The sequence below is a fragment of the Rhizobium sp. 11_C7_N12_5 genome (genome assembly GCF_051811145.1).
GTDB classification, from domain to species: domain Bacteria; phylum Pseudomonadota; class Alphaproteobacteria; order Rhizobiales; family Rhizobiaceae; genus Rhizobium; species Rhizobium lusitanum.
Window position 1 is genome coordinate 3,207,363 of record NZ_JBPWPY010000001.1, and the last position, 11,703, is coordinate 3,219,065.

Sequence of the window (11,703 nt, forward strand, 5' to 3'; positions counted from 1 at the left end):
CTTCAAAGCCTTCGACGGTTCACGACCCGCCAGCATCACAGGGCGCGACTCTAGCTTGCATCGCGCCACTTAGGAATTTGGTATGGCCATTAAATTTTGTCCATTTTAGCGCGACTTAGCGTAACAAACTGTAACATTGGACAAAAACTAGGGTTGTAGTTGCAAAAGATCAGCGGCTGCGCAAGCGCACGCTGTCCCCTGTGATCACAGCACCCCCCAGCCGCGATAGCGCCCGCGACCGGTCATCTCGCGCAGGCCGAGATCAGCCACCAGATTGAGCGCGCCTCTTGGGGTAACACCGACATGGCGGGCGATCATCTTCGCCGAAACGATCGGTCGCGACAGCACGATATCGATAACCTCCGGCAGGCTGCTGTTCGATCGCCGGTCCTTCAGCCGCAATTCCATCTGCAGCTTGGCGAGCGAAAGCCGATCGAGTTCCTTGAGACCCGAATCGGCCGAAAGCGCCATGGCGTCCAGGAAGGCCAACAGCCGTGTGGTGCGATCCGACGCACGCCGCCGCTCGTGCCGCACGGATTTCAGGCCGACATTCAGGCAGAAGAGATGCGAGGTGACCTTGCCGCGGCTGCGCAGATAGGCGCTGACCAGCAGGCCGCCGAGCCAATGCTGCCGCCGCAGCGGCTCGATCCGCTCCCAGGCGTCGAAAAGCACGGCGGCGCCAAGAACCGGCGGCAACAGATCGGCCTCGCGGATCAGGGCGCGCCAGCTCTCCAGCCGCTCGCCTTCATCCCAATCCTCGTCGCGAACCAGGGCAAACGGATCGTCGATCGTCTCCGGCCTGGCATCTGGGACGCCGCCGTTCAGGATCTTGTCGGATCGGGCAAGAATGGCGTCGATCTCGGCGAAATCGACGCCGAAATCATCCCCCCCATCCTCTTGTCCGTCATTAGGCTCACCGAGCGGCGGCGGACGCAGCTGGATGACGTCCTTGGCCTCGCCGATATCGCCCCGCAATGCGGCAAGTCCGGCCGCCTCCAACCCCCAGGAGGGCTCCGCGCTCCACAGACGACGCCTGACCCGCAGCACGGCGTGGGCGATGGTCAGCTCATGTGTCGGCGTGCGCGCATCCATGCGCGCATCGTGCAAGACCAGATCCTCCACATGCACCAGCTCGCCACCGACCCAGAGCGCGCCCGCTGCGTCGAAAAAATGCCCGCGCTCGCGAAAACCGTCCGCCACCGCATGCCTGAGGACACGCTCGTCCAGCCGCGCCAGCATGTCTTCCGCCTTGATGATGGCAGCCAGGAGCGTCGTCAGCGGGAGGGTGGTCAGATCATATCGCATTGGAATCACATCATTGAATCATTCTTACGGAACTTATCATCGCCGCATCCGGCGGGATAGGAAGAGACCCCTGTGAACTGTGGATGACAATCCCCATTTTATGCCTTGACCTTCCAGTGACAGGAAGGTTCATAAGCTATCCGACGCTCCCATCGGAGCAATGGAGTTTGATATGGCATTGCACGACGAACACGATCACAGCCATCACGGCCACGGTCATCATCACCACCACGACGGACAGCCGCAGGAGACGATCACCCGCGATCCCGTTTGCGGCATGACTGTGGATCCCGCCGGCAAGCCGTCGCTCGATTCTCAGGGCCGCACCTTCCATTTCTGCTGCGACGGCTGTCGCAAGAAGTTCGAAGCCGCACCGGAAAGCTATATCTCCGCCAAGGACCCGGTCTGCGGCATGACCGTCGACCGCGCCACCGCGCGTCATTTCCTGAAGCACGAAGGCGAGAAATTCTATTTCTGCTCCGCCGGCTGCAAGGGCAAATTCGAAGCCGATCCATCAGCCTATCTCGACGGCAACAAGCCCTCGCCGAAACCGGTACCGAGGGGCACGCTCTATACCTGCCCGATGCACCCCGAGGTCGTCAGCGACCATGCCGGCGATTGCCCGAAATGCGGCATGGCGCTGGAGCCCATGGGCGTCCCCTCCGCCGATGAAGGACCTAACCCGGAACTCGTCGATTTCACGCGCCGGCTCTGGATCAGCGCAGCCTTGTCGCTGCCGCTGCTGGTGATCAGCATGGGTCCGATGTTCGGCCTGCCCGTACGCGGCTGGATCGGCGAACCCACCGCCACATGGATCGAACTCGTGCTGGCAACGCCGGTCGTGCTCTGGGCAGCATTGCCCTTCTTCCGTCGCGCCTGGAATTCGCTCGTCAACCGCAGCCCGAATATGTGGACGCTGATCGGCCTCGGCGTCGGCACCGCCTATCTCTACAGCCTCGTCGCCACGCTCGCGCCCGGCCTGTTTCCCATGAGCTTTCATGGTCATGGCGAGGCCATACCCGTCTATTTCGAGGCCGCCTCGGTCATCATCGCGCTGGTCTTCGTCGGCCAGGTGCTGGAGCTGAAGGCGCGCGAACGCACGGGATCCGCCATCCGCGCCCTGCTCGATCTCGCGCCCAAGACGGCGCGACGCATCGGCACCGACGGCAGCGAAGTGGATGTGCCTGTCGACCAGATTGAGGCCGGCGACCGGCTGCGTGTTCGCCCCGGCGAGCGCGTGCCCGTGGACGGCTCGGTCGTCGAAGGACAATCCACCATCGATGAATCGATGATCACGGGCGAACCGCTGCCGGTCGAAAAGGCCAAGGGTGATGCATTGACCGGCGGCACGATCAACAGGAACGGTTCGCTGATCATGCTGGCCGAAAAGGTCGGTGCCGACACGACGCTGTCGCGCATCGTCGAGCTTGTCGCCAAGGCGCAGCGCTCGCGCGCCCCGATCCAGACGATGGTCGACCGTGTATCCGCGGTCTTCGTGCCCGCCGTGGTCGCGGCCGCCATCATCGCGTTTTCCGTCTGGGCCTTCGTCGGACCGGAGCCACGACTGGCGCATGCGCTGCTCGCCGCCGTCGCGGTGCTGATCATAGCCTGCCCCTGTGCGCTTGGACTGGCGACGCCGATGTCCATCATGATCGCCACCGGCCGCGGCGCACAGGAAGGCGTGCTGGTGCGCGACGCCGAGGCGCTGGAACGCTTTGCCAAGGTTGATACGCTGATCGTCGACAAGACCGGCACGCTGACGGAAGGCAAACCGAACCTCACCGACATCGTCACAGCTGACGGCATCGAGCAAGCTCATCTGTTGTCGCTCGCCGCCAGCCTCGAGCGCGGCTCCGAGCATCCGCTCGCCGAAGCGATCGTTGCGGGCGCCGAAGAGCGCGGAGCCAGCTTTGTCGAGGTCTCCGGCTTTTCGGCAACATCGGGCAAGGGCGTCGAAGGCCGTGCAGGCCATACCGCGATTGCGCTTGGCAACGCTGCCATGATGGCGGATCTCGCCATCTCGATCGACGAATTGAAAGCCGAGACCGAGCGCCTGCGCGGCGAGGGCAAGACTGTCATGTTCGTCGCCATCGACAACAGGCTGGCGGGCCTCGTCGCCGTTGCCGACCGCATCAAGCCGACGACCGCGGCCGCGATCAAGGCACTGCATGAAAGCGGCTTGAAGATCGTCATGGCAACCGGCGACAACGGCCGCACGGCAGACGCTGTCGCCAAGCAGCTCGGCATCGACGAGGTCCGCGCCGACATGCTGCCGGAAGGCAAGAAGGCGCTGATCGATGAGCTGCGAGCGAAGGGCCACATCGTCGCCATGGCCGGCGACGGCGTCAATGACGCGCCGGCGCTCGCCGCCGCCGATGTCGGTATCGCCATGGGCACAGGTGCGGATGTCGCCATGGAAAGCGCCGGCATCACGCTGGTGAAGGGCGATCTCAACGGCATCGTCCGGGCCCGGCGCTTGTCGGAAGCGACGATCCGCAACATCAGGCAAAACCTTGCCTTTGCCTTCGGCTATAATGCGCTCGGCGTGCCGCTGGCAGCCGGCGCGCTCTATCCGATCTTCGGTCTGCTTCTGTCCCCGATGATCGCCGCGGCCGCCATGAGCCTGTCGTCGGTCTCGGTCATCGCCAACGCGCTCAGGCTGCGGCTGGCAAGATAGGGAGAACTTATATGAACATCGGCGAAGCATCCGACCGCTCCGGCCTGCCGGCGAAGACGATCCGCTATTATGAGGATATCGGCCTCATCCGTCCCGACCGCAGCGACAACGGCTATCGCGACTATCGCGCCGGCGACGTGCATAAGCTCCGCTTCCTGCATCGCTCGCGCAGCCTCGGTTTCTCGGTCGAGGAATGCCGGCAGTTGCTGGCGCTCTACGAGGACAAGAGCCGCGCCAGCGCCGACGTCAAGGACATCGCCACCGCGAAACTCACAGAGATCGACCGCAAGATCCGCGAACTGACGGAACTGCGCCGCACGCTGGAACATCTGGTCCATGCCTGTCACGGCAACGAACGGCCGGATTGCCCGATTTTGGAGGAGCTGTCGGAGGGGTGAGATTATTGTGGCGGCAGGTCAGGCGAATGCGTCGATGCCGGAACGATGTGCCTGGCCCCTCACCCCAACCCTCTCCCTGCTTGCGGGGCGAGGGAGCTACTCGCGCCTCTCACGGCGTTCTCCTCAAACCCGCTGTTTTGCTCGATCGTCCCTTCTCCCCGCTAGCGGGGAGAAGGCTAGGATGAGGGCCATGCCGGCAAGCGCGGCGTTGGCAAGCGCGCCTGACCTGCCTCCCACATCATTCCACTCACCCAACCCGCTCAACCGCAATTGCCGTCGCCTCGCCGCCGCCGATGCAGAGTGCGGCGATGCCGCGCGTCGCGCCCCGGCGTTCGAGGGCGTGCAGCAGGGTCACGATCAGCCGCGCGCCGGTGGCGCCGATGGGGTGGCCGAGGGCGCAGGCGCCGCCGTTGACGTTGAGGCGGTCTCGCGCAATGCCGAGATCCTTAGCGGCAGCCATGGCGACCACGGCGAAGGCCTCGTTGATCTCGAAGAGATCGACATCGCCGACCTTCCAGCCGGTCTTATCGAGCACCTTGCGGATGGCGGGGATCGGCGCGGTAGTGTACCAGGCCGGCTCCTGGCTATGGGTGGCATGCGCCTTGATTTCCGCGAGGATCGGCAGCCCCTCGCGCTCGGCAACCGAGCTACGCGTCAGGATCAGCGCAGCCGCGCCATCGGCGTTGGCCGAGGCGCTGGCCGCCGTGATGGTCCCGTCCTTGCGGAAAGCGGGCTTCAGTGTCGGGATCTTTTCCGGCGAGACCTTCTGCGGATGTTCGTCCTTGGCGATCGTCACCGGCCCGCCCTTGGCCGCGACCGAAACCGGGGTGATCTCGGCCGTGAAGGCGCCGTTCTCGCTCGCGGCGCGGGCGCGCGACAGCGTTTCGACTGCATAAGCATCCTGATCGTCGCGGCTGAACTGATAGGCCTCCACCGCCATCTCGCCGAAGTCGCCCATGGAGCGGCCCTTCTCATAGGCATCCTCCAGCCCGTCGAGCATCATATGATCGAAGATGCGGTCATGACCCATGCGGTAACCGCCACGTGCTTTCGCCAGCAGATAGGGCGCATTCGACATCGATTCCATGCCGCCGGCGACCGCGATCGAGGCCGAACCGGCGAGGATCAGATCATGTGCCAGCATGGTCGCCTTCATGCCGGAGCCGCAGACCTTGTTGATCGTCGTGGCGCCTACCGCATCCGGCAAACCGGCGCCGCGTGCCGCCTGTCGGGCCGGAGCCTGCCCCTGCCCTGCCGGCAGCACGCAGCCGAACAGAACTTCATCCACCCTGTCAGCCGACAATCCAGCACGCTCCAGTGCCGCGCGGATGACGTGCGCACCGAGCTCGGTCGCCTGCAAGGACGACAACTCTCCCTGAAAACGACCAAGCGGCGTGCGCGTGGCCGAAACGATGACAACGGGATCAATAGCGGGCATGACATCTCCTCACGGTCAGCAAACGATATGCTTTAACCCATTGCTAGCACGTTAGATGATGTTCGTCATCTAAAAATCGCGAAAATATCACCCGCCAAAATCGCCTCGACGCTGATGGCATAAAGGCGCGATTGCCCTCGTTGGAGACATATCCTATGGATATCCCAGCATAGCGAAATGGATATCTCATGCCACTTTACATCAAGGACGACACAATCGACCGGCTGGCTCGGCGCTACCAAGCGCTGACGAAAGCGTCGACCAAGACCGAAGCCGTGAGGCTCGCACTGCAGAAGGCGCTGGATGAGGAGTTGACCAAACCCGTCCTTGCCGATGTCGCCGTCGCCTTCTGCCGCAACCTCAAGCGAAAGGCGACAGCCAAAGCCGAGGGCGATCATACGACGGGAGAAGCCTGATGTTTATCGACGCTTCGGTATTGTCGGCAATGATGACTGACGAGGAAGAGGCGCGGGCGCTTGCCATCCGCATGCAGCCGGCAACAGCGCGGATGACCTCACCGCTTGCGGCAGCGCGGGCGGCAATCGAGATCTCCACCATCCTGGGGCTCTCGCCAACCGAGTCTGCGGAAGCGGTGCGCGCGTTCCTGCAGCTCATGAACATCCAGATTCTCGCCGTTCCGCCCCGTGTCGCCTTTCTGGCGGCAGAGGCATATGAGCGCTACGGCGAGGGCGGCCGCGCGGGGCGCCTTAGCCTCGACGATTGCATGACCTATGCCTGCGCCCACTATTATCGCCAGCCGCTATTGTCGAAAAGCGGCCGGTTCAATCAAACCGATATCGAAATGGCCTGAGCCACCCGATGCGATGCTGCCGTCAAGGGCAAAGCGAGGCCGAGCCTGAGGAATAGGTGTTCGAGCGCGCGCCGACCGAGTTCGGTGCGGCAGCGCATTGCAGTCGGGAAATCGAATCGCCGGCGCGGATCGGGCCGGTCACCGACGGGTCGGTGTTGATCGTGCCGTCTGGAAGGATAGCGTCCTTCGAGTGGTCGACATTGCCGACGTCGGTCTCAAGCGCCTCGACCTTGAGGTTCTTGGGGTGATGCTTATGCACCTGTTCCGCCATCGCGCCGCTGGACATGCCAATGACGAGGGCCGAGATAGCGAGAGTTTTGAGCAGCATGAGACTGCCTCCTGTGGGGGGTTAAAGCTCCATTTATATGGGAACTCGTTAACCGATTTACAGCGGCTTGTATCTCAATATCGTTATGAGTTTGAAGGTTTTGACGACGTGTTGATTTTGTGCCGCGACACCTCCGCGCCGGCATCGTGCGGCAGGCTGATGAAACGCAGCGAAGAGACGGCGCCGATCAAGGCGACGACGAGGAAAGCCCAGCGAAAATCGACAGGAGAGAGCGTGGCGCCACCATGAATGGTGCGCGAGAGATTGAGAACAGCCGCGGCAACGGCAACGCCGAGCAGCAGCGAAACCTGCTGCAGCATGCTTGACAGGGTCGAGGCGGAACTGCGCTGGGAAGCATGGATATCGGCAAAGCCGAGCGTATTCAGCGCGGTGAAATTCATCGATCGTGACAGGCCGGCCGCCAGCAGCAGACAATAGATCAGCCAGTTCGACGTCGATGGCGACAGAAATGCGAAACCGCCGATGCATAGGGACGAGATCAGACCGTTGACCACGAGCACATTACGGAAGCCGAAGGCTCGCAGCATCTGTGTCGTGATCGCCTTCATGCCGAGATTGCCGGCAAAGTAGAACAGGAGATAAGTGCCGGCGTTGATCGCGGTCTGGCCGAAGCCCACCTGGAAGAGCAGCGGCAGCAGGAAGGGCGTGGCGTTGATCGCCACCCGGCTCGCCGTACCGGCCGACAGCGTCGACATGGCGAAAGTCTGGACCTTGAAGGCGGAGAGATCGAGCAGGGGTGCATCGACCCGCATGAAATGCCGGGTAGCGATGACGGAAAACACCACGCCGGCGGCGATCAGCCCGACGCTGGCCACGAGAGCGGTCGTGCCCTGGACGACGAATTCGAGACCGGCGAGCAGGAAGGTCAATCCCGCTGCCGACTGCAGGAAGCCGATGAAATCGAGCGGCGCAACCCTCTCCTCGCGCTGATCCGGCACGAAGCGCAGCGCGAGGCCGAAGCCGATGATGCCGATCGGAATATTGATCAGAAAGTTCCAGTGCCAACTCAGATAGGTGGTGATGAAGCTGCCGAGCACCGGACCGATGACGGGCGCCGTCAGCGCCGGCCAGGTGATCATCGACATCGCATGCACCAGATCGGATTTGCGCGCATTTTTGAGCACAATGATGCGTCCCACAGGCGTCATCAGCGCGCTGCCGATACCTTGAACGGCGCGGGCAATGACGAACTCGGCGAGGTTGCCGGAAAGGGCGCAAAACAGCGATGCCACGGTGAAGATGGTGATCGATGCCAGAAACACCCGCCGCGCGCCGTAGCGGTCGCCCGCCCAGCCCGCAAGCGGCACGAAGGCCGCCATGGTGAGCAGATAGACTGTGATGCCGATGCTCATCGACACCGGCTCGACGCCGAATGTGCTCGCCATCTGCGGCAGCGACGTCGTGACGATGGTGCCGTCGAGGATCTGCATGAAGAAGGCGACGGCGACGACGAAGGCGATAATGCGGGATTGCCGGCCGAAACTGGTCTCGGAAGGATGCTCTGTGGTCCGGACAACGGTCATGGCATGGAATTTCAAAGAATGGGGTTCAGGGCGTGGTCGGGCTCTGCCGACGGCAATCATACGATCATTGAATACGCCCATCACTGCGGCTTGCAAAGCCGCAAACCCATGCGGGAGCCATCAAAAATTGACACGGTGACATAAGAAACCGCGATCTCTGCCGGATTTGCTTCGGCGGCACCCTCTGCCCTCCAACATCGAGCAGGCTTCAATCGTTGGAATAACGCTGCTCACGCCAGGGATCGCCATACATGTGATAACCATTCTTCTCCCAGAAGCCGGCCCTGTCGGCGCCGATGAACTCGATGCGGCTCAGCCACTTGGCGCTTTTCCAGAAATAGAGATGCGGCACTACGAGACGCATCGGCCCGCCGTGCTCGCGCGTCAGCGGCTGGCCTTCCCAGGTTGTTGCGAGGATCGCATCCTCCGCGGCAAAATCCGACAGCGGCAGGTTCGTCGTATAGCCGTCATAGCTGGTCAGCAGCACATGATGCGCCTCGGCCGTCGGCATGGCAAGATCGAGCAGATCGCGAGTCGCCACTCCCTCCCAGCGATTGTCGTAGCGCGACCAGGTCGTCACGCAATGAATGTCGCTGATGCGGGTGCTCTGTTCGATCGCTTGGAAGGCGGTCCAATGAAGGCTGAGCCGCTTTTCCACGAAACCGAACACATCGAGCCGCCAGCTCGACAGCGAAACCTGCGGCTGCTGCCCGAGATCGAGCACCGGCCAGTTCTTGACGAGATGCTGACCCGGCGGCAACCGCTCGGTCTCAGGCCGGCTGATGCGCCCGGTCAGAAACTTGCCCTCCGCCGCCCAGCGGCGCTTGGAGGTTGTGAGCTTGCTATCGGCGGGGATCTGATCGTCGCTCATCGGGGTACCCTCTCTGCTGCGCGGAAATAGGATAACCGGGCCATGCCCATGTCAAGTCAAAGAGCGGCCGATAGCCGACTATATTGCCTCGATTTCGATGAGGAACAATTGCGCCGAACCCGAAATCGGATGTCGCGTGGAAGCCTCGTTCGAGAGGGCTAGGCAATCGCCTGCAATCAGGACCGCGCCATTGATTTCGGCAGTTCCCCGATGGCAAAGAATCAATGCGGTCTCGCTCTTAGGCTCAACCTTGCCATTTCCATCAACCGAAATGCGCAGCACCGAATGCGTGAAGCGTCCCCGCCGTGTCATCACGTTGAGATCGGTGATCGTCCCGTCGATCAAAGTCGCGGAAGTCGGCGCATCCGCCGCGAAGGATAGCGGATCGCTTTCCTGCGTCAGACGCTCCGGCTCGCGGCCCTCGATGAAGAGGGTCATCCCCTCACCCTCGAGAATGGATAGCGTGCGATCGATGCCCGGAAAGACCGAGAACGGTCCGTCCGAGGCAACCGTCGCCATGCTGACGCGCCAGTCGAAGTCGGCAAGCCCGACGCCGTCGGGCGAAACGGCGATTTCCACCGTTTCTCCGCCGCCGTTCTTCCAGGGCATGCGCTTGTGGTCACTGGCGCGCAGCAGCTTCATCTTCAGTTCCCCAGGATTGCCGGCAGGCGCAGGTCCTGCTCCTTGGCGCAATCGATGGCGATGTCGTAGCCGGCATCGGCATGACGCATGACGCCGGTCGCCGGGTCGTTCCAGAGGACGCGCTCCAGACGGCGGGCGGCATCATCCGTGCCGTCGGCGCAGATGACCATGCCGGAGTGCTGGCTGAAGCCCATGCCAACGCCGCCGCCATGGTGCAGCGACACCCAGGTGGCGCCGGAAGCAGTGTTGAGCAGCGCGTTCAAGAGCGGCCAGTCGGAAACGGCATCCGAGCCGTCCTTCATCGCTTCCGTCTCGCGGTTCGGCGAGGCGACGGAGCCGGAATCCAGATGGTCGCGACCGATGACGACGGGCGCCTTCAGCTCGCCGCTCCTGACCATTTCATTGAAGGCAAGGCCGAGGCGGTGACGATCGCCGAGGCCGACCCAGCAGATGCGCGCTGGCAGGCCCTGGAAGGCGATGCGCTCGCGCGCCATGTCCAGCCAGTTATGCAGGTGGGTGTTGCCGGGAGTGAGTTCCTTCACCTTGGCATCGGTCTTGTAGATATCTTCCGGATCGCCGGACAGGGCAGCCCAGCGGAACGGACCGATGCCGCGGCAAAAGAGCGGGCGGATATAGGCGGGCACGAAGCCGGGGAAGGCGAAGGCGTTTTCGAGGCCCTCGTCCTGCGCGACCTGGCGGATATTGTTGCCGTAATCGAGCGTCGGCACACCGGCATCCCAGAAGGCGACCATGGCCTCGACATGAACCTTCATTGAGGCGCGGGCGGCAGCTTCAACGGCCTTCGGGTCGCTCTCGCGCTTCGCCTTGGCTTCAGCCACGGTCCAGCCGAGCGGCAGATAGCCGTTCAACGGGTCGTGGGCCGAGGTCTGGTCGGTGACGATGTCGGGACGCGGACCGCCGGCCTTCATGCGCTTCACCAACTCGGGGAAGATTTCGGCGGCGTTGCCGAGCAGGCCGACGGACTTGGCTTCGCCGGCCTTCGTCCACTTGTCGATCATGGCAAGCGCTTCATCGAGCGTCTTTGCCTTTTCATCGACATAGCGGGTGCGCAGGCGGAAATCGATGCGGGTTTCGTCGCTCTCGACGGCGATGCAGCAGGCACCGGCCATGACGGCCGCCAGCGGCTGCGCGCCGCCCATGCCGCCGAGACCGCCGGTCAGGATCCACTTGCCCTTGAGGTTGCCGTTATAATGCTGGCGGCCTGCCTCGACGAAGGTCTCGTAGGTGCCCTGCACGATGCCCTGCGTGCCGATATAGATCCACGAGCCGGCCGTCATCTGGCCGTACATGGCAAGGCCCTTCTTATCCAGCTCGTTGAAGTGATCCCAGGTCGCCCAGTGCGGCACGAGATTGGAATTGGCGATCAGCACGCGCGGCGCATCCTTGTGGGTGCGAAACACGCCGACCGGCTTGCCGGATTGCACCAGCAGCGTCTCTTCCTCGGTCAGCGTCTTCAGCGTCGCGGCGATGCGGTCGAAATCGTCCCAGGTGCGGGCGGCGCGGCCGATGCCGCCATAAACGACCAGCTCGTTCGGATTTTCGGCCACATCCGGATCGAGGTTGTTCATCAGCATGCGCAGCGGCGCTTCGGTCATCCAGCTCTTGGCGTTGAGCTCCGGGCCGCGAGGGGAGCGGATTTCGCGGATATTATGGCGTGGGTTTGTCATG

General features: G+C 63.0%; 11 protein-coding genes. 4 read left to right on the forward strand and 7 right to left on the reverse strand.

Translation table 11 applies throughout. The features are described from left to right. Positions 1 to 204 precede the first annotated feature (204 nt). Positions 205 to 1,305, reverse strand: coding sequence for an RHE_PE00001 family protein (locus AB8B29_RS15795; protein ID WP_037196033.1), 1,101 nt, complete (start codon positions 1,303 to 1,305; stop codon positions 205 to 207). 172 nt (positions 1,306 to 1,477) lie between these two features. Here AB8B29_RS15795 and AB8B29_RS15800 point away from each other — a divergent pair, with 172 nt between their 5' ends. Beyond that, positions 1,478 to 3,982 carry a heavy metal translocating P-type ATPase gene (locus tag AB8B29_RS15800; protein WP_112442136.1) on the forward strand — a complete coding sequence of 835 codons (2,505 nt, stop codon included), beginning with the start codon at positions 1,478 to 1,480 and terminating at the stop codon, positions 3,980 to 3,982. Positions 3,983 to 3,993: 11 nt separating this feature from the next. After that, on the forward strand, positions 3,994 to 4,380 hold the full coding sequence (cueR, locus tag AB8B29_RS15805; RefSeq protein WP_037196031.1) for a Cu(I)-responsive transcriptional regulator: 387 nt from the start codon (positions 3,994 to 3,996) through the stop codon (positions 4,378 to 4,380). 247 nt (positions 4,381 to 4,627) lie between these two features. Here the strand turns inward: cueR and AB8B29_RS15810 are convergent, their stop codons facing one another. After that, a complete protein-coding gene (locus AB8B29_RS15810; RefSeq protein WP_037196029.1) occupies positions 4,628 to 5,818 on the reverse strand; it encodes an acetyl-CoA C-acyltransferase in 1,191 nt (396 codons plus the stop codon). 188 nt (positions 5,819 to 6,006) lie between these two features. Between AB8B29_RS15810 and AB8B29_RS15815 the strand changes: the two genes are divergently transcribed. Together AB8B29_RS15815 and AB8B29_RS15820 are read left to right on the forward strand one after the other, a co-directional pair. Beyond that, entirely contained in the window at positions 6,007 to 6,234 is a 228-nt protein-coding gene (locus AB8B29_RS15815) for a type II toxin-antitoxin system VapB family antitoxin (protein ID WP_037196027.1), read from the forward strand. Further along, positions 6,234 to 6,629 carry a type II toxin-antitoxin system VapC family toxin gene (locus AB8B29_RS15820; protein WP_037196025.1) on the forward strand — a complete coding sequence of 132 codons (396 nt, stop codon included), beginning with the start codon at positions 6,234 to 6,236 and terminating at the stop codon, positions 6,627 to 6,629. Before AB8B29_RS15815 ends, AB8B29_RS15820 begins: the two co-directional genes overlap by 1 nt. Positions 6,630 to 6,651: 22 nt before the next feature. On the opposite strand, the gene AB8B29_RS15825 is transcribed toward AB8B29_RS15820, so the two are convergent. The 5 genes from AB8B29_RS15825 to hutU form a co-directional block, all read right to left on the reverse strand. Beyond that, positions 6,652 to 6,957 carry a hypothetical protein gene (locus AB8B29_RS15825; RefSeq protein WP_037196023.1) on the reverse strand — a complete coding sequence of 102 codons (306 nt, stop codon included), beginning with the start codon at positions 6,955 to 6,957 and terminating at the stop codon, positions 6,652 to 6,654. Between the two features lie 83 nt (positions 6,958 to 7,040). Then, complete coding sequence (locus tag AB8B29_RS15830; RefSeq protein WP_037196020.1) at positions 7,041 to 8,501, reverse strand: MFS transporter; 1,461 nt, start codon at positions 8,499 to 8,501, stop codon at positions 7,041 to 7,043. Positions 8,502 to 8,709: 208 nt separating this feature from the next. Further along, positions 8,710 to 9,372, reverse strand: a complete 663-nt coding sequence (locus AB8B29_RS15835) for a sulfite oxidase-like oxidoreductase (RefSeq protein WP_112442023.1) — start codon at positions 9,370 to 9,372, stop codon at positions 8,710 to 8,712. A gap of 78 nt (positions 9,373 to 9,450) precedes the next feature. Further along, complete coding sequence (locus AB8B29_RS15840; protein ID WP_112442024.1) at positions 9,451 to 10,014, reverse strand: HutD family protein; 564 nt, start codon at positions 10,012 to 10,014, stop codon at positions 9,451 to 9,453. 2 nt (positions 10,015 to 10,016) lie between these two features. After that, positions 10,017 to 11,702 carry a urocanate hydratase gene (gene hutU / locus AB8B29_RS15845; RefSeq protein WP_112442025.1) on the reverse strand — a complete coding sequence of 562 codons (1,686 nt, stop codon included), beginning with the start codon at positions 11,700 to 11,702 and terminating at the stop codon, positions 10,017 to 10,019. Between the last annotated feature and the right edge of the window lies 1 nt (position 11,703).

What these genes read in the sequence shown, in the direction of transcription:
- hutU (WP_112442025.1), bottom strand. Translation starts at nt 11,702, where the DNA reads ATGACAAACCCACGCCATAATATCCGCGAAATCCGCTCCCCTCGCGGC.
- AB8B29_RS15820 (WP_037196025.1), top strand. Translation starts at nt 6,234, where the DNA reads ATGTTTATCGACGCTTCGGTATTGTCGGCAATGATGACTGACGAGGAA.
- AB8B29_RS15795 (WP_037196033.1), bottom strand. Translation starts at nt 1,305, where the DNA reads ATGCGATATGATCTGACCACCCTCCCGCTGACGACGCTCCTGGCTGCC.
- AB8B29_RS15830 (WP_037196020.1), bottom strand. Translation starts at nt 8,501, where the DNA reads ATGACCGTTGTCCGGACCACAGAGCATCCTTCCGAGACCAGTTTCGGC.
- AB8B29_RS15825 (WP_037196023.1), bottom strand. Translation starts at nt 6,957, where the DNA reads ATGCTGCTCAAAACTCTCGCTATCTCGGCCCTCGTCATTGGCATGTCC.
- AB8B29_RS15810 (WP_037196029.1), bottom strand. Translation starts at nt 5,818, where the DNA reads ATGCCCGCTATTGATCCCGTTGTCATCGTTTCGGCCACGCGCACGCCG.
- AB8B29_RS15840 (WP_112442024.1), bottom strand. Translation starts at nt 10,014, where the DNA reads ATGAAGCTGCTGCGCGCCAGTGACCACAAGCGCATGCCCTGGAAGAAC.
- cueR (WP_037196031.1), top strand. Translation starts at nt 3,994, where the DNA reads ATGAACATCGGCGAAGCATCCGACCGCTCCGGCCTGCCGGCGAAGACG.
- AB8B29_RS15835 (WP_112442023.1), bottom strand. Translation starts at nt 9,372, where the DNA reads ATGAGCGACGATCAGATCCCCGCCGATAGCAAGCTCACAACCTCCAAG.
- AB8B29_RS15815 (WP_037196027.1), top strand. Translation starts at nt 6,007, where the DNA reads ATGCCACTTTACATCAAGGACGACACAATCGACCGGCTGGCTCGGCGC.
- AB8B29_RS15800 (WP_112442136.1), top strand. Translation starts at nt 1,478, where the DNA reads ATGGCATTGCACGACGAACACGATCACAGCCATCACGGCCACGGTCAT.